18 protein-coding genes and 1 pseudogene are annotated in these 20,705 nt (G+C 63.7%); 6 read left to right on the plus strand and 13 right to left on the minus strand.

What is annotated here, in order from left to right; genetic code table 11:
• Positions 1 to 172: 172 nt before the first annotated feature.
• The 4 genes from ACFW0B_RS15235 to ACFW0B_RS15250 all read right to left on the minus strand — a co-directional run bounded on the left by ACFW0B_RS15235 (position 173) and on the right by ACFW0B_RS15250 (position 3,328).
• Entirely contained in the window at positions 173 to 940 is a 768-nt protein-coding gene (locus ACFW0B_RS15235) for an SDR family oxidoreductase (RefSeq protein ID WP_449149514.1), read from the minus strand.
• Between the two features lie 25 nt (positions 941 to 965).
• On the minus strand, positions 966 to 2,036 hold the full coding sequence (locus ACFW0B_RS15240; RefSeq protein WP_449149516.1) for a phosphotransferase family protein: 1,071 nt from the start codon (positions 2,034 to 2,036) through the stop codon (positions 966 to 968).
• A gap of 207 nt (positions 2,037 to 2,243) precedes the next feature.
• Positions 2,244 to 2,558 (minus strand): SCP2 sterol-binding domain-containing protein, encoded by a 315-nt coding sequence (locus ACFW0B_RS15245; RefSeq protein ID WP_004422544.1) that lies wholly within the window; start codon positions 2,556 to 2,558, stop codon positions 2,244 to 2,246.
• A gap of 59 nt (positions 2,559 to 2,617) precedes the next feature.
• Positions 2,618 to 3,328: a histidine phosphatase family protein gene (locus ACFW0B_RS15250; protein ID WP_449149519.1), complete on the minus strand. Its 711-nt coding sequence runs from the start codon at positions 3,326 to 3,328 to the stop codon at positions 2,618 to 2,620.
• A gap of 209 nt (positions 3,329 to 3,537) precedes the next feature.
• On the opposite strand from ACFW0B_RS15250, the gene sohB reads away from it, so the two are divergent.
• A complete protein-coding gene (gene sohB, locus ACFW0B_RS15255; RefSeq protein WP_449149521.1) occupies positions 3,538 to 4,560 on the plus strand; it encodes a protease SohB in 1,023 nt (340 codons plus the stop codon).
• Positions 4,561 to 4,583: 23 nt separating this feature from the next.
• On the opposite strand, the gene ACFW0B_RS15260 is transcribed toward sohB, so the two are convergent.
• Entirely contained in the window at positions 4,584 to 5,438 is an 855-nt protein-coding gene (locus ACFW0B_RS15260) for an alpha/beta hydrolase family protein (RefSeq protein ID WP_449149523.1), read from the minus strand.
• 110 nt (positions 5,439 to 5,548) lie between these two features.
• On the opposite strand from ACFW0B_RS15260, the gene ACFW0B_RS15265 reads away from it, so the two are divergent.
• Positions 5,549 to 6,130 (plus strand): TetR/AcrR family transcriptional regulator, encoded by a 582-nt coding sequence (locus ACFW0B_RS15265; RefSeq protein WP_449149525.1) that lies wholly within the window; start codon positions 5,549 to 5,551, stop codon positions 6,128 to 6,130.
• An 88-nt stretch (positions 6,131 to 6,218) separates the two neighbouring features.
• Here the strand turns inward: ACFW0B_RS15265 and ACFW0B_RS15270 are convergent, their stop codons facing one another.
• On the minus strand, positions 6,219 to 6,719 hold the full coding sequence (locus ACFW0B_RS15270; RefSeq protein ID WP_449149527.1) for a DUF934 domain-containing protein: 501 nt from the start codon (positions 6,717 to 6,719) through the stop codon (positions 6,219 to 6,221).
• Positions 6,703 to 8,361, minus strand: coding sequence for a nitrite/sulfite reductase (locus tag ACFW0B_RS15275; RefSeq protein WP_449149529.1), 1,659 nt, complete (start codon positions 8,359 to 8,361; stop codon positions 6,703 to 6,705). Before ACFW0B_RS15275 ends, ACFW0B_RS15270 begins: the two co-directional genes overlap by 17 nt.
• A gap of 456 nt (positions 8,362 to 8,817) precedes the next feature.
• On the opposite strand from ACFW0B_RS15275, the gene ACFW0B_RS15280 reads away from it, so the two are divergent.
• The gene (locus ACFW0B_RS15280; RefSeq protein ID WP_449149531.1) at positions 8,818 to 9,903 is read left to right on the plus strand and encodes an ABC transporter substrate-binding protein; all 1,086 of its coding nucleotides are present in this window, start codon (positions 8,818 to 8,820) and stop codon (positions 9,901 to 9,903) included.
• A gap of 3 nt (positions 9,904 to 9,906) precedes the next feature.
• Here ACFW0B_RS15280 and ACFW0B_RS15285 read toward each other — a convergent pair whose 3' ends face one another.
• The 3 genes from ACFW0B_RS15285 to ACFW0B_RS15295 form a co-directional block, all read right to left on the minus strand.
• On the minus strand, positions 9,907 to 10,125 hold the full coding sequence (locus tag ACFW0B_RS15285; RefSeq protein ID WP_449149533.1) for a DUF2970 domain-containing protein: 219 nt from the start codon (positions 10,123 to 10,125) through the stop codon (positions 9,907 to 9,909).
• A 54-nt stretch (positions 10,126 to 10,179) separates the two neighbouring features.
• On the minus strand, positions 10,180 to 11,220 hold the full coding sequence (locus ACFW0B_RS15290; protein WP_449149535.1) for an RNA methyltransferase: 1,041 nt from the start codon (positions 11,218 to 11,220) through the stop codon (positions 10,180 to 10,182).
• A gap of 62 nt (positions 11,221 to 11,282) precedes the next feature.
• Positions 11,283 to 11,891 carry a hypothetical protein gene (locus tag ACFW0B_RS15295; protein ID WP_449149537.1) on the minus strand — a complete coding sequence of 203 codons (609 nt, stop codon included), beginning with the start codon at positions 11,889 to 11,891 and terminating at the stop codon, positions 11,283 to 11,285.
• 81 nt (positions 11,892 to 11,972) lie between these two features.
• Between ACFW0B_RS15295 and ACFW0B_RS15300 the strand changes: the two are divergent.
• A pseudogene (locus ACFW0B_RS15300) lies at positions 11,973 to 12,357 on the plus strand (DUF1883 domain-containing protein).
• A 112-nt stretch (positions 12,358 to 12,469) separates the two neighbouring features.
• Here ACFW0B_RS15300 and metH read toward each other — a convergent pair.
• A complete protein-coding gene (gene metH / locus ACFW0B_RS15305; RefSeq protein ID WP_449149539.1) occupies positions 12,470 to 16,162 on the minus strand; it encodes a methionine synthase in 3,693 nt (1,230 codons plus the stop codon).
• Between the two features lie 172 nt (positions 16,163 to 16,334).
• Between metH and ACFW0B_RS15310 the strand changes: the two genes are divergently transcribed.
• Positions 16,335 to 18,620 carry a fatty acid cis/trans isomerase gene (locus tag ACFW0B_RS15310; RefSeq protein ID WP_449149541.1) on the plus strand — a complete coding sequence of 762 codons (2,286 nt, stop codon included), beginning with the start codon at positions 16,335 to 16,337 and terminating at the stop codon, positions 18,618 to 18,620.
• 85 nt (positions 18,621 to 18,705) lie between these two features.
• Positions 18,706 to 19,290, plus strand: coding sequence for a Fe-S biogenesis protein NfuA (gene nfuA, locus ACFW0B_RS15315; RefSeq protein WP_449149543.1), 585 nt, complete (start codon positions 18,706 to 18,708; stop codon positions 19,288 to 19,290).
• A gap of 91 nt (positions 19,291 to 19,381) precedes the next feature.
• On the opposite strand, the gene ACFW0B_RS15320 is transcribed toward nfuA, so the two are convergent.
• The gene (locus tag ACFW0B_RS15320; protein WP_449149545.1) at positions 19,382 to 19,660 is read right to left on the minus strand and encodes a DUF1272 domain-containing protein; all 279 of its coding nucleotides are present in this window, start codon (positions 19,658 to 19,660) and stop codon (positions 19,382 to 19,384) included.
• A 10-nt stretch (positions 19,661 to 19,670) separates the two neighbouring features.
• A complete protein-coding gene (locus tag ACFW0B_RS15325; RefSeq protein ID WP_449149547.1) occupies positions 19,671 to 20,678 on the minus strand; it encodes a GlxA family transcriptional regulator in 1,008 nt (335 codons plus the stop codon).
• Positions 20,679 to 20,705 lie beyond the last annotated feature (27 nt).

A 20,705-nucleotide genomic window follows, 5' to 3' on the forward strand; every position in this document is an offset into this window, starting at 1 on the left:
GAATTGAGCAAGATCAATAGGATGCACGGCGGCAGCAGGGAGTGGGGGTTGGTTCGTTTGGCGACTGCCAATTTACCCACTTCCCTGACTGTCAACTCGCTCTTCCCCCAGACTCCGCGAAGAACCAAAGAAAAAGGGAGCCCTGGGCTCCCTTTTTCATGGCCGCCAATCCTCAGGAGAGGAAGCCGCCGTCGACGTTCAGCGCGACGCCGGTGGTGTAACTGGAGGCAGCGCTGGCCAGATACAGCACGGCGCCGGCCATTTCGCTCGGGTCGGCGACGCGCTTGAGCGGGATGCGCTGCAGGGCGAGGTTGAGGATGGATTCGTTCTTGGTCAGCGCCGAGGCGAACTTGGTGTCGGTCAGGCCCGGCAGCAGGGCGTTGCAGCGGATGCCGAACTGGGCGCATTCCTTGGCGAAGACCTTGGTCATGCTGATCACGGCGGCCTTGGTCACTGAGTAGATGCCCTGGAACTCGCCCGGGGAGACGCCGTTGATGGAGGCGACGTTGATGATGCTGCCGCCGCCGTTCTGCTTCATCAGCTTGCCGGCCTCGATGGACATGAAGTAGTAGCCGCGGATGTTCACGTCCACGGTCTTCTGAAAGGCCGAGAGGTCGGTGTCCAGCACGTTGCAGAACTGCGGGTTGGTGGCGGCGTTGTTGACCAGGATGTCGAGGCGGCCGAACTTCTCGCGGATCGCGGCGAAGACGTTCTGGATCTGCTCCATTTCACCGATGTGGCAGGCGATGGCGGTGGCCTGGCCACCCTCTGCGATGATGGCGTCGGCAACGGCCTGGCAGCCCTCGATCTTGCGGCTGGAGACGATCACGTGGGCGCCTTGCTGGGCCAGCAGCCTGGCGATGGCTTCACCTATGCCGCGGCTGGCGCCGGAAACGAAGGCGATCTTGCCGTCGAGGTCGAACAGGTTGGTCTTGGACATGGGGTTCCCCTTGTTGTAAGCCGGTTTACAGCCGTGATTGGTTGATGACCTGCAGGCTCATCTGCTCCAGCAGCTTGTTCATGTGGATGAACTGGGCGAAGCGCTTGTCCTGGGTCTGGCCGTGGAAATAGCGGTAGTAGATCTGCTGCACGATGCCGGCCAGGCGGAACAGGCCATAGGTGTAGTAGAAGTCGAGGTTGGTGATGGGCGGCAGGCCGGCGCGTTCGGCGTAGTAGTCGGCGAACGCCTGGCGGGTGAGCATGCCCGGCAGGTGGCTCGGCTGGCGGCGCATCAGCTGCATCGGCGCCGGGTCCTTTGCCTCGATCCAGTAGGCCAGGGTGTTGCCCAGGTCCATCAGCGGATCGCCGATGGTGGTCAGTTCCCAGTCCAGCACGCCGATGATCTTCAGCGGATTGGCCGGGTCGAGGATCACGTTGTCGAAGCGGTAGTCGTTATGCACGATGGCCGGCTTGTGGTGGTCGGCGGGCAGCTTGTCGCGGAGCCAGGCCTTGACCGGCTCCCAGGTCGGCGCATCCGGGGTCAGGGCCTTCTCGTAGCGGTCGCTCCAGCCGGCGATCTGGCGCTGCACGTAGCCTTCCGGCTTGCCCAGGTCGCCCAGGCCGCAGGCGTTGTAGTCGACGTTGTGCAGCTCCACCAGCTTGTCGATGAAGTTCAGGCACAGTGCGCGGGTCTGGCCTTCGTCGAGCGACAGGTCGGCCGGCAGGTCGGCCCGCAGGATCACGCCCTTGACCCGATCCATCACGTAGAACTCGGCACCGATCAGCGATTCGTCAGTGCAGTGAACATAGGCTTTCGGGCAGTAGGGGAAGCCGGCGTTGAGCTGGTTGAGGATGCGGAACTCGCGGCCCATGTCGTGGGCGGACTTGGCCTTGCGGCCAAAGGGCGGACGGCGCAGCACGAGTTCCCGGTCGGGGTATTCCAGCAGGTAGGTCAGGTTGGAAGCGCCGCCCGGAAACTGGCTGATGCGCGGCGTACCGGTGAGGCCGGGGATATTGGCCTTGAGGTACGGGTCGATAATGGCGGCGTCGAGCTCTTCGCCTTCGCGGATGCAGGTGGACTGATCAGTAAGCGTCATGCTTATCCCTTCTGTTTATGATGGGGGCTCGAGATTATTCACTAATCTAATGCCGCTCCGGGGGCGTCACAAGCCGAACGAGCCGTTATAGACAAAGGTGTTGCAGCACAATCAGGCTGCCTGATTCGCCCTCGCTGCATGCATTGGGCGAAAAAAAAACCGGAGCCCTGGGACTCCGGTTCTTCGTGCTGGATCTCGGCGTAAAGCTTAGACCGGGAATAGTTCGCCGAGCTTCATGGCCAGCATCATGTCGCCCTCGGCGCGCAGCTTGCCGGCCATGAAGGCCTGCATGCCGTCGGTTTCGCCGGTCATGATGCCCACCAGGGTGGCGCTGTCCATGATCAGGGTGACGTTCGGGTTCTCGGCATCGCCCTGCTGTACGTCGCAGGTACCGTCCTTGACCACCAGGTAGTGGTTGTCGCCGTCTTCGATGTTGAACTGGAATACCAGGTCCAGGCCAGCGGCGGCACCGGCGTTGAACTTGGACTGCATGGTTTTGACGATGTCAGCAACGTTGGTCATGGTGTTTTCCTTTTTCTAGGGTTTTTTCCGGCGGCCTGTCCGGCCGCAGTAGGCCGGGCTCAGCGATAGGTGATGAGCTCCGGCGCCTTCAACAGTTCCAGGTGCACATGATTGTTGAAGGAAGCCAGTGTCACCTCGCTGCCGCGGAACTTCAGGCGGTTGAGCGAGGTGTTGACGATCTGCCAGTTGAGGCCGAAGGCGCTTTCGGCCGGTATGCCGGCCACCAGGTGGAGCAGGGCGGTGATGGTGCCGCCGGAGGTGAACACGGCGATGTTCTGCTTGCGCTCCGCTTCGGCCAGGATGCGCTCCAGGCCGCCGTGAACCTGATCGACGAAGTCCTTCCAGCTCTGCAGGCCCGGCATGTCGTGTTCAGCAGAGACCCAGCGCAACACCAGCCTGGAGAACAGGCGCTGGAATTCGGCGCGATTCTGCGCGCCGTTGCGCAGCACGTGCAGGGCTTCGGGTTCTTCGCTGAGCAGGTCGGGGAGTAGGGCGCGGATCACCGCGTCTGCGTCGAATTCGTTGAAGGCCGGGTCGATCTGGATCGCCGGGGCGCCGAGGCCGGCAGCGTCGTACTGCGCCAGTGCGGCCTGGGCGGTGTGCTGCTGGCGACGCAGGTCACCGCTGTAGCAGCGATCGAGGTGCAGGCCCAGTTGGGCGAGGTGAGCACCCAGCACTTCAGCCTGGCGGACTCCGATGGACGAGAGCACATCGTAGTCGTCGGCACCGAAGGAAGCCTGGCCATGTCGAATCAGGTAGATGCTGCCCACGTACTGGCGTCCCGTGAGGTTGAAAGTTCCGCGAGGGTATGGGGAAGCCAGGGGCCTGTCAACGAAAAAACATACGCTTGTTTGAATGCATTCCCACTGTTTATGAAGACATTTCCCGTCGCTGGCGAGCCGGGGATGGCGCCGTTATGCTTGCTGGTCGTTGCGTCGCCGAAAGGCCGGCGCCAGGAGGGATTACAAGGGGGATACAAGTGGAGTTCTTTGCCGAGTACGCAGGCTTTCTGGCCAGGACCGTCACCGTGCTGGTGGCCATCCTGGTGGTGTTGGCGGCCATTGCCACACTGCGTGGGCGCAATCGCCGCGTCGCCAGCGGCCATCTGGATGTACGCAAGCTCAATGACTTCTACAAGGGCCTGCGCGAGCGCCTGGAGCATTCGGTGCTGGACAAGGCTCAGCTGAAGGCTGTGCGCAAGGCCGAAGCCAAGGCGGCGAAGCAGGCGAAGAAGGCCGGCAGGCACAAGCCTCGGGTGTTCGTGCTGGATTTCGAGGGCGACATCAAGGCGTCGGCCACCGATCACCTGCGTCATGAAGTGACTGCGCTGCTGTCCATGGCCACGGACAAGGATGAAGTGGTGGTGCGCCTGGAAAGCGGTGGCGGCATGGTCCACAGCTATGGCCTGGCGTCTTCGCAGCTGGCGCGCATTCGCGATGCCGGCGTACCGCTCACCGTCTGCGTGGACAAGGTGGCGGCCAGCGGCGGCTACATGATGGCGTGCATTGGCAACAAGATCCTCGCCGCGCCGTTCTCCATCATCGGCTCCATCGGCGTCGTGGCGCAGTTGCCCAACGTGCATCGCCTGCTGAAGAAGCACGACATCGATTTCGAAGTCCTCACCGCTGGCGAGTACAAGCGCACCCTTACCGTATTCGGCGAGAACACCGAAAAGGGCCGGCAGAAGTTCCAGGAAGACCTGGAAGCCACCCACGAGCTGTTCAAGGGGTTCGTCGGTCGCTATCGCTCGCAGCTGGACATGGCCGAGATCGCCACGGGTGAAGTCTGGCTGGGCACGGCCGCGCTGGAGAAGAAGCTGGTGGATGAGCTGTGTACCAGCGATGAATACCTGGCCGCGCGTGCCAGGGACGCCGAGCTGTTCCATCTGCACTTTGCCGCTCGCAAGAGCCTGCAGGAGCGCGTCGGCCTGGCCGCCAGCGTGGCCATCGACCGCGTGCTGCTGAGCTGGTGGGAGCGGCTCGGCCAGCAGCGTTTCTGGTAGCAGGCCGGTTGGCCCGGGCTGGATCAGGCCAGCTCGGGCAACAGCACATCCTGCCAGAGCGAGCGTTGGTAGTGCGGCTTGAAGAAGCCGAAGTGGCCGATGCTCTTCTCACCCACGTCCGCCGGGGCGATGCGTTTGAAGGTCTTTTCCGCCTGGCGATAGAAGCCGTGCAACGACTCGGTGTTGCGTCCGGACATCATCTCGTCGTCGGTGAAGGAGATGGCGGTGATGGGCGTGCGCACCGCGGAATAGGCAGCACGCACGCTCTCACCTTCTGCGCCCACGGCGTACTCCGGGTCCAGGCACCAGCGGCGCCATTGATTGATCACACCCTTGGGCAGGTCGCCTACCATGCCCAGCCGCTTGCCGGGGAAATAGCCGGCCAAGGGTGTCACCAGCGGAGCCACCAGGAACCACAGCAGCCAGACACGGCGACGCAGTTCGGCGGTGTTCTCACGCCAGTAGCCACTACCGGTGGCGATGGTCAGTACCTTGCTGATGCGTTCGGTGCCTTCGACGAAGGGCAGGATCTGCCCGCCCAGGCTGTGGCCGATCCAGTACAGCGGCTTGTCGCCGGCGGCGTTGGCCACCAGCGAGAGCATGGTGCTGCAGTCATGGCGGGCCCAGTCGAGGATGTCCACATCGAGGTCGCGCAGGTGGCCATTGCGCGACTGGCCCATGCCGACGTAGTCGAAGGTGGCGACCAGGTAGCCGCGCTCGGCGAGCCAGGTGGCGAAGGGCGCGTAATAGCGCTGCGGTACACCCATGGCGGGTACTATGAGCACCGCGGCCTGCACTTCACCCTCCGGGCGGAACCAGTTGGCGCTGATGTAGTGGCCGTTGCCGTTGTCGATCCGGGTTTCTGTCGAACTGGTCATTGCATCCGTCCTGGTGTGGAAAGGGCTTCTGGAAATGCACGAACCCCGGCAGTATACGAAAACTAGAAAAGTATTCTAGAAAAATATTCTAGTCTCATCAGAGGACATTCATGGGCCGTCCCTCCCGTAAAGACGACATTCTCCAGGCCGCCCTGGCCTGCTTCAGCGAACAGGGCGTGGATGCCACCACCATCGAGATGATCCGCGACCGCTCCGGCGCCAGCATCGGCAGTCTCTACCACCACTTCGGCAACAAGGAGCGGATCATCGCGGCGCTCTACCTGGAAGGCGTAGGCGGCTACGCGCGCCTGCTGGAGGCGGGTTTTACCAAGGTGGACAGCGCCGAGGCGTGCATCAGGCTGCTGGTGGGTTGCTACGTCGACTGGGTGCTGGCGAATCCGGACTGGGCGCGTTTCATCCTGCATAGCCGGGGGAGGGTGGAGGCGAGCGAGCTGGGCGGGCAGTTGCGCGAAGCCAATCGCCTGCATCACGGGCGCATCGAGGAAGCCCTGCGTCCCTATCGCGAGGCGGGTGCGTTCCGGCCGATGCCGCGGGACTGCTTCGTTTCCGTGGTCATCGGGCCGGTTCAGGACTTCACCCGCAACTGGCTGGCCGGACGCACCCGTACCAGCCTGGCGGATTGCCGCGAGCTGTTCATGCAGGTGGCGTGGGATGCGGTTCGTGCGCCGTGAGCGCGATCCGGGAATGATTTCGCCCCTACAAGGGAATGATTCACCCAACAAAAAGCCCCGGATGCGGGGCTTTTTGTTGCTGCGTCACTCAGGCCGTACGGCGGCGGAACAGCGGCAATGGCTGGTCGCTGGAGGCCTGGTAGACCTCGCTGAAGTCTTCGAAGGCCTTGAGCGCGTCATACGGGTCCTTGTCCGCGCGCAGGGCGAAGGCGTCGAAGCCGCAACGCTTCAGGGCGAACAGCTGGTCGCGCAGCACGTCGCCGATGGCGCGTACTTCACCCTTGTAGCCATAACGCTGGCGCAGCAGGTAGGCGGTGGAGGAGTGACGACCATCGGTGAAGGCCGGGAAGTTCAGCGCGATGACCTGGAAGTATTCCAGCTGGTCGGCGATTTCCTCGATTTCCTCATCGCTGTCCAGCCAGACGCCCAGGCCGCCGTCGCGGGCTTTCAGGGCGTGGGCGTGGTCGCGCCAGAGGGCCAGCGGGACGATGATGTCGTCGCAGTTGGGGACGCCGTCCAGGGTCGCGTCCTTGGCCAGCAGGTGCCAGGTTTCGTCGATTACCTGGCCGTTCTTAATGATTCGCTGCATATACGCGCTCCTTGAACGGGTCGATACCGATACGGCGGAAGGTGTCGAGGAATTGCTCGTCTTCGGTGCGCTGTTCCACGTAGACATTGATGATTCTCTCGATCACGTCGGCCATTTCCTCCTGGGCGAAGGACGGGCCGAGGATCTGCGCCAGGCTGGCGTCACGGCCGGCACTGCCGCCCAGGGAAACCTGGTAGAACTCCTGGCCTTTCTTGTCCACGCCGAGGATGCCGATGTGGCCCACGTGGTGGTGGCCGCAGGCGTTCATGCAGCCGGAAATGTTCAGGTCGAGGTCGCCGATGTCGAACAGGTAGTCCAGGTCGTCGAAGCGGCGCTGGATGGCTTCGGCCACCGGGATCGACTTGGCGTTGGCCAGGGAGCAGAAGTCACCACCAGGGCAGCAGATGATGTCGGTCAGCAGGCCCACGTTCGGGGTGGCGAAACCGAATTCGCGCAGTTCGCCCCACAGGGTGAACAGCTGGGACTGCTCGACGTCGGCCAGGATGATGTTCTGGTTATGGCTGTTGCGCACTTCACCGAAGCTGTAGCGATCGGCCAGGTCGGCGATGGCGTCCAGCTGCTTGTCGGTGACGTCGCCAGGCGCCACGCCGGTGGGCTTGAGCGACAGGGTCACTGCGGCGTAGCCGGGCTTCTTGTGCGCAACGACGTTGCGCGCACGCCAGCGGGCGAAGCCGGGGTGCTCGGCGTCCAGGGCGGCGAGGGCGGCGTCCTGGTCTTCCAGGGCCTTGTACGACGGATCGACGAAGTGCTTGGCAACGCGTGCCACTTCGGCCTCGGTGAGCGTGGTGGGGCCGCCCTTCAGGTGGGCCCATTCGGCGTTCACGCGCTCGGCGAAGACTTCGGGAGTCAGTGCCTTGACGAGGATCTTGATACGCGCCTTGTACTTGTTATCGCGACGGCCATAGCGGTTGTACACACGCAGGATGGCATCGAGATAGCTGAGCAGGTGCTGCCAGGGCAGGAATTCATTGATGAAGCTGCCCACCACCGGGGTACGGCCAAGGCCGCCACCAACGGACACGCGGAAGCCCAGCTCACCGGCTTCGTTCTTCACCGCTTCCAGGCCGATGTCATGCACCTCGATGGCGGCGCGGTCGCTCACGGCGCCATTGACGGCAATCTTGAACTTGCGTGGCAGGTGGGAGAATTCCGGGTGGAAGGTGGACCACTGGCGGATGATCTCGCACCAGGGGCGCGGGTCGACGATTTCGTCACGGGCAACGCCGGCGAACTGGTCGGTGGTGGTGTTGCGGATGCAGTTGCCGCTGGTCTGGATGGCGTGCATCTGCACGGTGGCCAGTTCGGCGAGGATTTCCGGCACGTCTTCCAGTTCCGGCCAGTTGAACTGGACGTTCTGGCGGGTGCTGATGTGGGCGTAACCCTTGTCGTAGTCGCGAGCGATCTGAGCCAGCTTGCGCACCTGTACGGAAGAAAGCAGGCCATAGGGCACGGCGATGCGCAGCATGGGCGCGTAGCGCTGGATGTACAGGCCGTTCTGCAGGCGCAGCGGGCGGAACTCCTCACCCGAAAGCTCGCCTTCCAGATAGCGTCGGGTCTGATCGCGGAACTGCTTGACGCGGTCCTCGACGATCCGTTGATCGTACTCGTCGTATACGTACATGAAAAATCCTGTTGTCAGGCTGCTTACAGCTTTTCTGCGCGCACGGCCGCGCACTCCCCGCGGAGGCGGAGGAAGATACCAGTTAGTGGTTATGCGCAAAAGTGATGTTTGAGTATATGTAAAGAACCAGAAGTTATGGTTCTGGGCGGGTGCATAACCCTTCGGCTTGAGGCGTTGCGGGGCTTGGTCTTTACTCGAAATGCAAGCCGCCTATAACCACAACAACCGGGGGACGCCATGACTGAACATTCCGAACACACCAGCCGCGACAGCAAGGTCGATGCCTGGGCCATCTTCTTCCTGATCCTGATTGCCGTTTCCACTGCTGTTTTCTGGGTCAGCCACCAATAAGGGGCATGCGGGGGGCGGAGCGTTTTATCCCTGGTCCGCCCCGTCATCTCCGGTTGCCCTGCGATAAGCAGTTATACTGCGCGGCTGCTTATTCAGGGTGTTGGAATGAAAGGACGTTGTGCCTCCCTTCTGTTTTGCCTCTGCCTGGGGCTCAGTCAGTCTCTGAGCGCCGCTTCGGTGGTGTTTCTCAATCCGGGCCGGACCCACGAACCCTTCTGGGCCAGCTATGCGCAGTTCATGCAGGCAGCTGCCGACGATCTGGGCATGGAGCTGGAAATCCGCTTCGCCGAACGCGACCTGGAACGGATGCTCGACCAGGCTCGCGAAGTGCTGCGGGGCGAGAATCGCCCTGATTACCTCGTATTCGTCAACGAGCAGTACGCTGGGCCGGAAATCCTGCGGCTGGCCCGCGGCAGCGGGGTCAAGCTGTTCGCGGTGAACAGCAGTCTGACGCCTGACCAGCAGTCCGTGACCGGCGGCACCCGCGAGCGTTACCCGGACTGGATCGGCAGCATGGTTCCCAACGATGAGGAAGCCGGCTACCTGATGGCGCGTACGTTGCTGGAACAACAGGCGCGCCGGACCCCCGGCCAACCTTTCGACGTGTTGGCGTTTTCCGGCATCAAGCAGACACCCGCCGCCCAGCGTCGTGAGCAGGGGCTGATGGCCGCCCTCGCCGAGTTCCCCCAGGCCCGCCTGCGCCAGCTGGTCTACAGCGAGTGGAATCGTGAGCGTGCCTACGACCAGGCCATGCAACTGTTCCAGCGTTATCCGAAGGTGAATGTCGTGTGGTCGGCCAACGATGAAATGGCCTTTGGTGCGATGAAGGCAGCCACCGAGTTGGGGCGCAAGCCGGGGCAGGACATGTACTTCTCCGGCCTGAACAATTCCGCGGAAGTCCTGCACGCCTATCTAGACGGGCAGATCAGCGCCCTGGTCAGTGGCCACTTCACCCTTGGTGGCTGGGCCATGGTGCTGCTGCATGACTACGACGCTGGTGTGGACTTTGCCCGGCACGGGGGCAAGGATCGAGAAGTGCGGCTGTTCATGGCCCTGGACCGGGACAGCGCGAAGCGCCTGCTGCGGCGCATCGAGCAGCAGGGCTACGACCTGGATTTCCGCGCCTTCAGCCTGGTCGGCAAGAAGGCTGCGACGGACTACCGCTTCTCCCTGGAGCCGCTGATCGACTGAGGCTCACACCCCGGCGAGGTGCAGTATCACTTTCACCAGTCCGAACAGCAGCAGCACGAAGATCGCGGTGAACAGCACCCCGAGCACGATGAAGTGGCTGGGCTTGCCGCGGCTGAAGTCGCGGGCTCGATTCTTCCCGCTCTGCACGCCGAAGGCCGCTGCCAGCACGCTCTGCAGCATCTCGCGGAAGCTCAGGGGTTGATCGTGGTTCTTGTCGTTCATGGGCACCTCCTGCGCTGAGCTTAGCTCGTCGGCCGGGAAATGCTGTCTGGTCGTTCAGGAGGCCGAGCGGTGCAGGCGGCGGGTATTGACCAAATCCACGGCGCGGGCACGCAACTGGCCGCAACCGCCTTCGACGTCCTGGCCGGCGGAGTTGCGCACCTTGGTGAGGATGCCGCGGCTGTGCAGGTAGCGAACCATCTGCACGATGCGCTCGCCGTCCGGGCGCTGGTACTCGTCCGCATCCAGGCTGTTGTAGGGGATGAGGTTCATCACCGCGTACTTGCCCTTGAGCAGGCGCAGGATGCCGTCCATTTCTTCCTGGCTGTCGTTGATGCCCTTGAGCAGCGTCCACTGGTACTGGATGGGATAGCCGATGCTGCGGGCATAGCGTTCGCCCAGCTCCACCAGTTCGTCCGGGGTAATGCGCGGCGCCCTGGGCAGCAGTTGCTCGCGCAGGTCGGCCCGGGTGGTGTGCAGCGATAGCGCCAGCGCCGGCTTGACCCGCTCCCGCGGCAGGCGCTCGAAGACGCGCATGTCGCCCACGGTGGAGAACACCAGGTTCTTGTGGCCGATGCCGCCATCGGTGCCCAGCAGGTCGATGGCTTCGAGCACGTTATCCAGGTTGTGCGCCGGCTCGCCCATTCCCATGAACACTACCTTCTTCACTGGCCGGAAGCGGCGGGCGAGGGCGACCTGGGCGACGATCTCGGCACTGCCCACCTGGCGCAGCAGGCCACTCTTGCCGGTCATGCAGAACACGCAGCCCACTGCGCAGCCGACCTGGGTGGAAACGCAAAGACCGTCGCGGGGCAGCAGCACGCTTTCCACCATCTGGCCGTCGCGCAGCGCCACCAACAGCCGGGCAGAACCGTCGACGCCGGGGTGTTCTGAACGCAGGGTTGCCAGGGAGGCCAGTTCCTCGGCCAGCGCCGGCAGGCCTTCACGGACGCTCAGAGGCAGGAAGTGCTCGGTGTGCTGGCGACGGGTGCCGGCGTCCAGGGGCTTGCCCTGCAGCCAGGCACGCACCACCCGCCCGCGATGGACGGGGAGGGCACCGAGGTCGGCGAGTCGCTGGTGAATATCGGGGATTCGCATGGGGCGCGCATCCTACCACTGTCCCCGAAGCGGTGGCAGACCCGCCGAGCGCTGTATGTGACTCAGGGCGCCTCGACGCTGATGGCCAGCGCGGAGGTCATGCGTATGACCACTTCCTGGTTGAGATAGACCAGCTTCAGCTCAATGTCCGGCCGCACCCGCACGACCTTGCGGGTACCGTCGGCGAACTGCAGCGTAGCGGTGTGCTGGGTGGTGTCGATGGCCTTGACCACGGCAGTGATTTCCACGGTGTTGGCGACCAGCATGCCTGGCTTGTCACCTTCAGGCGTGGTTGCCGCCAGGCCGGCGGCGCCATCTTCCGTGGCACTGCCTGGTGCGCGCAGCTCGATCACGCGTTCATGGGTCACCACAGCGTTTACCCGATCGCCCACCTTCAACTGCGAGAAATTGCGCATCTCCGGGACCGCATTGAAGGTCTGGCGATTGCCCAGTTCGTCCTCGAGGGTGAAGGTGCGCTTCTTCGGGTCGACGGCCTGTACCACTGCCGAGATCTGCTCGGTTTCGGACACGACGCTACCGGGCACGCCCTGGGCGTAGGCCTCGGCCGAGCTGGTGGTGGCGGTCAGTCCCTCGTTTTCCGCATGGCTGGTGCAGGCCGTGAGCAGGCTGAGGGTAATCAGGAGGGCGGGAATGCGGCTGGTGTCGAGCATGAGATGTCCACCTTGGTCGATCGGGTTCCATGAAGGCTGGATGCGCGGCGGGCGGTCGTTCCGTTTCAACCGGGAGCCTGCCTGGTCGTCTTCTTCAGCGTAGGCGAGGTTGCGGCAGTTGCCTCCGTGCTATCCTCGCGCGCTGTTTGATCCAGCGATTCGGGAGTTGTCCATGAAGTTCATCCATCAACGCGAGCACCTCAACGAGGGTGACCTGGTCGTCATCCAGTGCTCGCAGACCTGCAACATCCGACTGATGAACGACTCGAACTTCCGCAGCTTCAAGAACGGTGCCCGCCACAATTACATCGGCGGCGCGTTCGACCGTTTCCCGGCGAAGATCGTGGTCCCCAGCACCGGTTTCTGGAACGTCACCCTTGACACCGTCACCCGCCGCGCCATCAGCGTGACGCGCAAGCCCAACTTCCAGTGGTCGATCAAGTTCGTGCGTCGTAGCAAGGGCTGATTCCTGCACCCAACAAAAAGCCCCGAAATCTCGGGGCTTTTTCGTTTTCGGTGAGATTTGTCTTGTGTGGAATTCATTCGCAAATGAATTCGCACACAAGCCCCCGGCCGGATCAGTTCTCGTATCCCAGATTCGGTGCCAGCCAGCGCTCGCTCACGGCCTGGTCCTGGCCCTTGCGTTTACTGTAGCTCTCGATCTGGTCGCGTTCGACTTTGCCGACAGCGAAGTACTGGGCCTCGGGGTGGGCGAAGTACCAGCCGCTGACCGCCGCCGCCGGGAACATGGCGTAGTGCTCGGTGAGGGTGACGCCGGAGACGCCTTGCGGATCGAGCAGGTGGAAGAGGGTGCCTTTCTCGGTGTGGTCCGGGCAGGCCGGGTAGCCGGGAGCGGGGCGGATGCCCTTGTACTGCTCCTTGATCAGCGCCTCGTTGTCCAGATGCTCGTCGGCCGCGTAGCCCCAATGTTCCTTGCGCACGCGCTCGTGCAGCCATTCGGCGCAGGCCTCGGCCAGGCGGTCGGCCAGGGCCTTTACCATGATGGCGCTGTAGTCGTCGCCCTTGGCTTCGTACTGCTTGGCCAGTTCCTCGGCGCCGATGCCGGCGGTGGTGATGAAACCACCTACGTAGTCGGTGATGCCGCTTTCCCTGGGCGCTACGTAGTCGGCCAGGCAGAGGTTCGGCTTGCTGTCAGGCTTGATGGTCTGCTGGCGCAGGTGGTGCAGGCGCGCCAGGGGCTTGCCGTGGCCGTCGTAGACTTCGATGTCGTCGTGGTCCACCTGGTTGGCCGGCCAGAAGCCGAACACCGCACGGGCCTTGATCAGTTTGCCGTCGATCAACTGCTTGAGCATCGCCTGGGCGTCGTTGAACAGCGCCGTGGCCGCTTCACCCACCACTTCATCGGTGAGGATGCGCGGGTACTTGCCGGCCAGATCCCAGGAGATGAAGAAGGGGGTCCAGTCGATGTATTGGGCCAGCACCGCCAGGTCGATGTCCTCCAGCACCTGGACGCCGGTGAAGCTCGGCTTGGCGACCTGGTAGGAAGCCCAGTCGAACTGCGGCTTGTTGGCCAGGGCGTCGGCGTAGGCCAGGCGCTCGGTACGGGCGGCGCGGTTGGCGGTGCGCTCGCGGACCTCGGCATATTCCTCGCGCAGCTTGCGGGTGTATTCCGGCTTCATCTCCTTCGACAGCAGGGTGGTGGCCACACCCACCGCGCGGGAGGCGTCGGTGACGTAGACCACGGCGTCATTGCTGTACTGCGGGTCGATCTTCACCGCCGTATGCGCCTTGGAGGTGGTGGCGCCGCCGATCATCAGCGGCAGGTTGAAGCCCTGGCGCTGCATCTCCTTGGCGACATGGACCATCTCGTCCAGGGACGGTGTGATCAGGCCGGACAGGCCGATGATGTCGCACTTCTGCTCGCGGGCGGTCTGCAGGATCTTCTCCGCCGGCACCATCACGCCGAGGTCGACGATGTCGTAGCCGTTACAGCCCAGTACGACGCCCACGATGTTCTTGCCGATGTCGTGCACGTCGCCTTTCACGGTGGCCATGAGGATCTTGCCCTTGGCTTCGGGCTTGTCGCCTTTCTCCGCTTCGATGAAGGGGATGAGGTGGGCCACGGCCTGCTTCATCACGCGGGCGGATTTCACCACCTGGGGCAGGAACATCTTGCCGGCGCCGAACAGGTCGCCGACCACGTTCATGCCGGCCATCAGCGGGCCTTCGATCACTTCGATGGGGCGCGCGCACTTCTGGCGGCATTCTTCGGTGTCTTCCACGATGAAGGTGGTGATGCCCTTGATCAGCGCATGTTCCAGGCGCTTCTCGACGCTGAAGCCGCGCCATTCCTCGCTTTCGGCTTCCTTCACCGCGCCGCCGCCACGGTAGTTGTCGGCGATGGCCAGCAAGGCCTCGGTGCTGCCCTCGTGGCGGTTGAGTACTACGTCTTCGACCTTGTCGCGCAGTTCGGCGGGGATCTCGTCGTAGATTTCCAGCTGGCCGGCGTTGACGATGCCCATGGTCAGGCCGTTCCTGATGGCGTGGTAGAGGAACACCGAGTGGATCGCTTCACGCACCGGGTTGTTGCCGCGGAAGGAGAAGGACACGTTGGACACGCCGCCGGACGACAGCGCATAGGGCAGATTGTCGCGGATGAAGGCGCAAGCCTCGATGAAGTCCACCGCGTAGTTGTTGTGTTCCTCGATGCCGGTGGCCACGGCGAAGATGTTCGGATCGAAGATGATGTCTTCCGGTGGGAAGCCCACTTCGTTGACCAGGATGTCGTAACTGCGCTGGCAGATTTCCTTCTTCCGCGCGGCGGTATCGGCCTGGCCGACTTCGTCGAAGGCCATCACCACTACGGCAGCGCCGTAGCGCTTGCACAGGCGGGCGTGGTGCTTGAACGCCTCGACGCCTTCCTTCATGGAGATGGAGTTGACGATGCCCTTGCCCTGGATGCATTTCAGGCCCGCTTCGATCACTTCCCACTTGGAAGAGTCGATCATGATCGGCACGCGGGAAATGTCCGGCTCGCCGGCGATCAGGTTGAGGAAGGTGACCATGGCCGCCTGGGAGTCGAGCATCCCTTCGTCCATGTTGATGTCGATCACCTGGGCACCCGCTTCCACCTGTTGCAGGGCCACTTCCAGGGCTTCGGTGTAGTTCTCTTCACGGATCAGGCGGGCGAACTTCGCGCTGCCGGTGATGTTGGTGCGCTCGCCGACGTTCACGAACAGCGAGTTACGGTCGATGGTGAAAGGTTCCAGGCCCGAGAGGCGGCAGGCCTTGGGGATGTCCGGGATCACCCGTGGCGGGTACTTGGCAACGGCCTCGGCGATGGCCTGGATGTGCGGCGGGGTGGTGCCGCAGCAGCCGCCGACGATGTTGAGCAGGCCGCTGGCGGCGAACTCTTCCACCACTTCGGCCATCTGCGCCGGGCTTTCGTCGTATTCGCCGAAGGCGTTGGGCAGGCCGGCGTTGGGGTGCGCCGAGACGTGGGTTTCGGCCTTGGCCGCCAGCTCCGCCAGATAGGGGCGCAGTTCCTTGGCGCCAAGGGCGCAGTTCAGGCCGATGGAGATCGGCTTGGCGTGGCGCACCGAGTTCAGGAAGGCCTCGGTGGTCTGGCCGGAGAGGGTGCGGCCGGAGGCGTCGGTGATGGTGCCGGAGATCATGATCGGCAGCTCGACGCCCAGTTCCTCGAACACGCCTTGCACGGCGAAGATCGCCGCCTTGGCGTTGAGGGTGTCGAAGATGGTTTCGATCAGGATCAGGTCGGAGCCGCCTGCGATCAGGCCCCTGGTGGCTTCGCTGTAGTTCTCCACCAGCTCGTCGAAGGTGACGTTGCGGTAGCCGGGATTGTTCACGTCCGGGGAAATCGAGCAGGTACGGCTGGTCGGGCCGAGCACGCCGGCAACGAAGCGCGGCTTGGCCGGATTCTCGGCGGTCTTGGCATCGGCCACTTCACGGGCCAGGCGCGCGCCTTCGACGTTCAGTTCGTACACCAGCTCTTCCATGCCGTAGTCGGCCTGGGACACGCGGGTGGCGTTGAAGGTGTTGGTCTCGAGGATGTCCGCGCCGGCGTCCAGGTAGGCCTTCTCGATGGCCTGGATCACGTCCGGGCGGGTCAGCAGCAGCAGGTCGTTGTTGCCTTTTACGTCGCTTGGCCAGTCGGCGAAGCGGGCACCGCGGTAGTCCTCTTCCTGCAGCTTGTAGCTCTGGATCATGGTGCCCATGCCGCCGTCGAGGATCAGGATGCGCTCTTTGAGCGCCTGTTGCAGGGCTTGCTGGCGGGCGATGCGGTCGGACATGGGAACTACCTGAAGGTGGCGTGAACAAAGGCGAGGATGATAGCAAAACCTTAGTAATTTTTAGCTTGTCCGCCATTTCCATGAATTTCATTCATGTTGGTGCGGGGGCGAATTCGCCGCGCCATCCCGCAAGCCACTAGAATCCGCCTATTCACTCCTCACGGATCGAGTCATGTCGCTGCGTACCCTTGCTTCGTTGTTTGTCCTGTTCATGCTGTGGATGCGCCCGACAGTGGCTGAGGAGCTGTCCTACAGCCGCGACGTCCAGCCGATCTTCACGCAGAAGTGCGTGGCCTGCCATGCCTGTTACGACTCGCCTTGCCAGCTCAACCTGGGCAGTGCCGAGGGGGCTGCGCGGGGTGCCAGCAAGCTGCCGGTGTACGACGGCGGCCGTACCAGGGCGCAGGAAACCACTCGCCTGTACTTCGACGCGCAGGGCGCCGAGGCCTGGCAACGCAAGGGCTTTCATTCCGTGCTCGACGCCAATGGCGCCCAGGCCGCGCTGATGGCGCGGATGCTGGAGCTGAGCCGGTCGAATCCGCCGCAAGCCAATGCCAAGCTGCCAGCTGACCTCGATATCGGTATCAATCGCCAGAACCTGTGCCCGCTGCCCGGGGAGTTCGACGACTACGCCCGCAAGCACGCCCGTGCCGGCATGCCGTTCGCGGTGACCGGCCTCAGCGACGCTGAATACCAGACCCTGCAACGCTGGCTGGCCCAGGGCGCCCCGGTCGAGGAGCGGGCTGTGCAGCCCAGCGCCGCCGAGGCGCGCCAGGTGGCCGCGTGGGAAAACCTGCTCAATGCGCCGGGCGCCCGTGAGGCGCTGGTGGGGCGCTGGCTGTTCGAGCACCTGTTCCTTGCGCACCTTTATTTCGAGGGCGGCGAGCCGGGGCACTTCTTCCAGCTGGTGCGATCGCGCACGCCCAGCGGCCAGCCGATCGACCCCATCGCCACGCGTCGCCCGAACGAAGATCCGGGCAACACCTTCTACTACCGTCTCTGGCCCATCCAGGGCGTGATCGTGCACAAGACCCACATCACGTATCCGCTGAGCGCGGCGAAGCTGGCGCGGGTCAAGGAGCTGTTCTTCAGTGGTGATTGGGCCGCCGACCAGGTGCCCGGCTACGGCGCCCAGCGCCGCGCCAACCCCTTCGAGACCTTCCAGGCCATTCCGGCGCAGGCGCGCTACCAGTTCATGCTGGATAACGCCGAGTACTTCGTGCGGACTTTCATTCGAGGCCCCGTCTGCCGTGGCCAGATCGCCACCGACGTGATCCGCGACAACTTCTGGACACTGTTCCAGGCCCCGGCCCACGACCTGTATATCATCGATGCCGAGTACCGCGAGCAGGCGACGCCGCTGCTGGCGATGCCGGGGCAGTTCGACGAGATCGGCGACCTGCTGGGGCTGTGGCGCAGCTACCGCGACAAGCGCAACCAGTACGAAGCGCTGCGCATGGAGGCTTATGCGGATGCACCGCTGCCAAGCTGGTCACATATCTGGACCGGCAACGACAACGCGCTGCTATCGATCTTCCGTCAGCATGACAGCGCTTCTGTGCGCAAAGGCCTGATCGGCGAGATTCCGCAGACCATCTGGTGGATGGACTATCCGCTGTTCGAGCGCACCTACTACCAGTTGGTGGTCAACTTCGACGTGTTCGGTAATGTCTCCCACCAGGCACAGACGCGGCTGTACTTCGACCTGATCCGCAATGGCGCCGAGGTGAACTTCCTCCGCCTGATGCCTGCCGGGTCCCGGGCGGCGCTGCTCGGCGACTGGTACCAGAAGAGCGGCAAGGTGAAGATGTGGCTGGACTACCAGAGCATCGACAAGACCACCCCGAGTGCTCTCGCCTTGCCCGAACAGGACCCCAAGCGTGCGTTCGCCCAGGAGCTGCTGTCGCGCTACGCCGGGATCAACGCAAGGCCCGACCCGATCAACCGTTGCATCGATGGCCGTTGCTTCCGGCCGGGCGTCGAACGCGAACTGCAGGACGTGGAACAGGTTCTCAGCCGCCTGGTGAGCCGGCCGGCTGCAGGGCTCAAGGTGATCGAGCAACTGCCGGAGGCAACCTTGTTGCGAGTCGAAACCGCCGATGGGCGCCGCGAGATCTACAGCCTCCTGCGCAACCGTGCCCACAGCAACGTGGCCTTCATGCTCGGCGAAGCGCTGCGTTACCAGCCGGGGCTGGACACCCTGACGCTGTACCCCGGTGTGCTCTCCAGCTACCCGAACTTCATCTTCAACCTCAAGGCGGGGGAGGTGGAGGCCTTCGTCTCTGCCCTGGAACAGGCGAAGGACGATTTGGCATTCGAGAAGGTGGTGGAGCGCTGGGGCATCCGTCGCACCCACCCGGAATTCTGGTCCTACTTCCATGACCTGGCGGCTTTCATCCGCGAAACCGAGCCGGTGGAGGCGGGAGAGCTGGATATGAATCGCTATCAGAATCTTTGACGAGAATAATTCCTACCAAATTGGTAGGGCTTTAACCCCTGTTCCCCTTTGGCGTACACTGCGCCCATGTTTGCGAGGAGTTGCCATGAGCGCTATCACCATTACCCAAGCTGCCCAGGATTATCTGGCTGACCTGCTGGAGAAGCAGAACACCCCGGGCATCGGTATTCGTATCTTCATCACCCAGCCAGGTACCCAGTACGCCGAAACCTGCATCGCCTATTGCAAGCCGGGCGAGCAGAAGCCGGAAGACAGCGCCCTGGCACTGGCTGCGTTCACCGCCTGGATCGACGGCATCAGCGAGCCTTTCCTGGAAGACGCTATCGTCGACTACGCCACCGACCGCATGGGCGGCCAGCTGACCATCAAGGCGCCGAACGCCAAGGTGCCGATGGTCAACGAAGACAGCCCGCTCAATGAGCGCATCAATTACTACCTGCAGACCGAGATCAACCCCGGCTTGGCCAGCCACGGCGGCCAGGTGAGCCTGGTGGACGTGGTCGAGGAAGGCATTGCCGTGCTGCGTTTCGGCGGCGGCTGCCAGGGCTGCGGCATGGTCGACATGACCCTGAAAGATGGCGTCGAGAAAACCCTGATGGAGCGTATCCCAGAGCTCAAGGGTGTGCGTGACGTCACCGACCACAGCAATCGCGAAAACGCCTACTACTAAGGCGCGAGCGAAACGGGAAAGGCGACCTTCGGGTCGCCTTTTTCATGGGCTCTGCGGGAGTGAATTCGCCCCCACAGGGGTGTATACGGGCCTAAAGGCCTGCGCGGACAACCCCCTCTCCCGCTTGCGGGCGAGGGCAGCCCGCGGACTTCAGGATGCGCTGCTTGGACGCGGGATACCTGGCCAGCTTGGCGACGGGGCGGATTGGTCGCCGCACCAGTTCGCCGCCGCAGTTGGGGCAGGTTCCGTGCAGGCGCTGATCGGCACAGTCACGGCAGAAGGTGCATTCGAACGAGCAAATCAGGGCCTCGGTTGACTCCGGGGGCAGATTCTTGTCGCAGCATTCGCAGTTGGGGCGCAGTTCGAGCATGGCGGAATCCTCAGTCGAAGGTCGGGCGTCCGAAGCGCTCCGCGTACTCCTGCGGACTCACGGACAGGTGCTTGTGAAAGGTGCGGCGCAGGTTTTCCGGATGACCGAAGCCGGTCAGGCGCGCCACCGTGGCGATGGAGGCCTGGGCGTCCTGCAGCAGGCTGCGGGCGGCCTCCAGGCGGACGCGTTCGACGTATTGGCCGGGGCCTATGCCCAGTTCCCGGGAAAAAGTGCGCGACAGGCTGCGCGGCGCCATCTTCGCCTGAGCCGCGAGCGCTTCGAGGGACAGGTCGCCGCCGAGGTTGGCCGGGATCCACTCCAGCAGCGCGGCCAGCCTGGGAGTGCGGCTGGGTTCCGGGGCGAGTAGGGCGCTAAACTGCGCCTGGCCACCGGGACGACGCAGGAACAGCACCAGTCGGCGAGCCACTGCCAGCGCCATGGGCCGGCCGAGGTCCGCTTCCACCAGGGCCAGCGCCAGGTCGATGCCGGAGGTGACGCCAGCGGAGGTGAACACATGGGCGTCGCCATCCCGACCTTGAGGGTCGTAGGTGTGCAGACGGTCGGCTTGCACTTCCACCGATCTATGGCCGCTCAGGGCCTCCACGTCCGACCAGTGGGTCGTGGCCTTGCGCCCGTCCAGCAATCCGGCCGCCGCCAGGACCAGGGCGCCTGAACAGATGGAGCCCAGGCGTCGTACCTGCGGCTCTGCCTGGCGCAGCCAGTCCAGCAAGGCCGCGTCCTCGCATAGCGGGGCCATCTCCATTCCGCCGGGAATCAGCAGCGTGTCCAGGCTTGCCAGGTCGAATTCTCGCCAAGCTTGCTCGGCCACCAGCGCGAAGCCGGCGGAGGTCTTCACCGGCCCCGCTTCGGGGCCGAGCAGATGCAGCACGTAGCACGGTGGCAGTCCTTGGCGCTGGCGCTCGACATTGGCCGAGGCGAATACCTGCAGCGGCCCGGTGACATCCAGGCTCATGACGTCGGCGAAGGCGAGGCAGGCGATATGGCGAATCGGTTCCATGACGATCTCGGGGGAAGAGATGACGTC

The sequence above is a fragment of the Metapseudomonas phytobenefica genome, assembly GCF_043392685.1.
GTDB lineage: Bacteria > Pseudomonadota > Gammaproteobacteria > Pseudomonadales > Pseudomonadaceae > Metapseudomonas.

What these genes read in the sequence shown, in the direction of transcription:
- ACFW0B_RS15235 (WP_449149514.1), bottom strand. Translation starts at nt 940, where the DNA reads ATGTCCAAGACCAACCTGTTCGACCTCGACGGCAAGATCGCCTTCGTT.
- ACFW0B_RS15240 (WP_449149516.1), bottom strand. Translation starts at nt 2,036, where the DNA reads ATGACGCTTACTGATCAGTCCACCTGCATCCGCGAAGGCGAAGAGCTC.
- ACFW0B_RS15245 (WP_004422544.1), bottom strand. Translation starts at nt 2,558, where the DNA reads ATGACCAACGTTGCTGACATCGTCAAAACCATGCAGTCCAAGTTCAAC.
- ACFW0B_RS15260 (WP_449149523.1), bottom strand. Translation starts at nt 5,438, where the DNA reads ATGACCAGTTCGACAGAAACCCGGATCGACAACGGCAACGGCCACTAC.
- ACFW0B_RS15265 (WP_449149525.1), top strand. Translation starts at nt 5,549, where the DNA reads ATGGGCCGTCCCTCCCGTAAAGACGACATTCTCCAGGCCGCCCTGGCC.
- ACFW0B_RS15270 (WP_449149527.1), bottom strand. Translation starts at nt 6,719, where the DNA reads ATGCAGCGAATCATTAAGAACGGCCAGGTAATCGACGAAACCTGGCAC.
- ACFW0B_RS15275 (WP_449149529.1), bottom strand. Translation starts at nt 8,361, where the DNA reads ATGTACGTATACGACGAGTACGATCAACGGATCGTCGAGGACCGCGTC.
- ACFW0B_RS15280 (WP_449149531.1), top strand. Translation starts at nt 8,818, where the DNA reads ATGAAAGGACGTTGTGCCTCCCTTCTGTTTTGCCTCTGCCTGGGGCTC.
- ACFW0B_RS15285 (WP_449149533.1), bottom strand. Translation starts at nt 10,125, where the DNA reads ATGAACGACAAGAACCACGATCAACCCCTGAGCTTCCGCGAGATGCTG.
- ACFW0B_RS15290 (WP_449149535.1), bottom strand. Translation starts at nt 11,220, where the DNA reads ATGCGAATCCCCGATATTCACCAGCGACTCGCCGACCTCGGTGCCCTC.
- ACFW0B_RS15295 (WP_449149537.1), bottom strand. Translation starts at nt 11,891, where the DNA reads ATGCTCGACACCAGCCGCATTCCCGCCCTCCTGATTACCCTCAGCCTG.
- metH (WP_449149539.1), bottom strand. Translation starts at nt 16,162, where the DNA reads ATGTCCGACCGCATCGCCCGCCAGCAAGCCCTGCAACAGGCGCTCAAA.
- ACFW0B_RS15310 (WP_449149541.1), top strand. Translation starts at nt 16,335, where the DNA reads ATGTCGCTGCGTACCCTTGCTTCGTTGTTTGTCCTGTTCATGCTGTGG.
- nfuA (WP_449149543.1), top strand. Translation starts at nt 18,706, where the DNA reads ATGAGCGCTATCACCATTACCCAAGCTGCCCAGGATTATCTGGCTGAC.
- ACFW0B_RS15320 (WP_449149545.1), bottom strand. Translation starts at nt 19,660, where the DNA reads ATGCTCGAACTGCGCCCCAACTGCGAATGCTGCGACAAGAATCTGCCC.
- ACFW0B_RS15325 (WP_449149547.1), bottom strand. Translation starts at nt 20,678, where the DNA reads ATGGAACCGATTCGCCATATCGCCTGCCTCGCCTTCGCCGACGTCATG.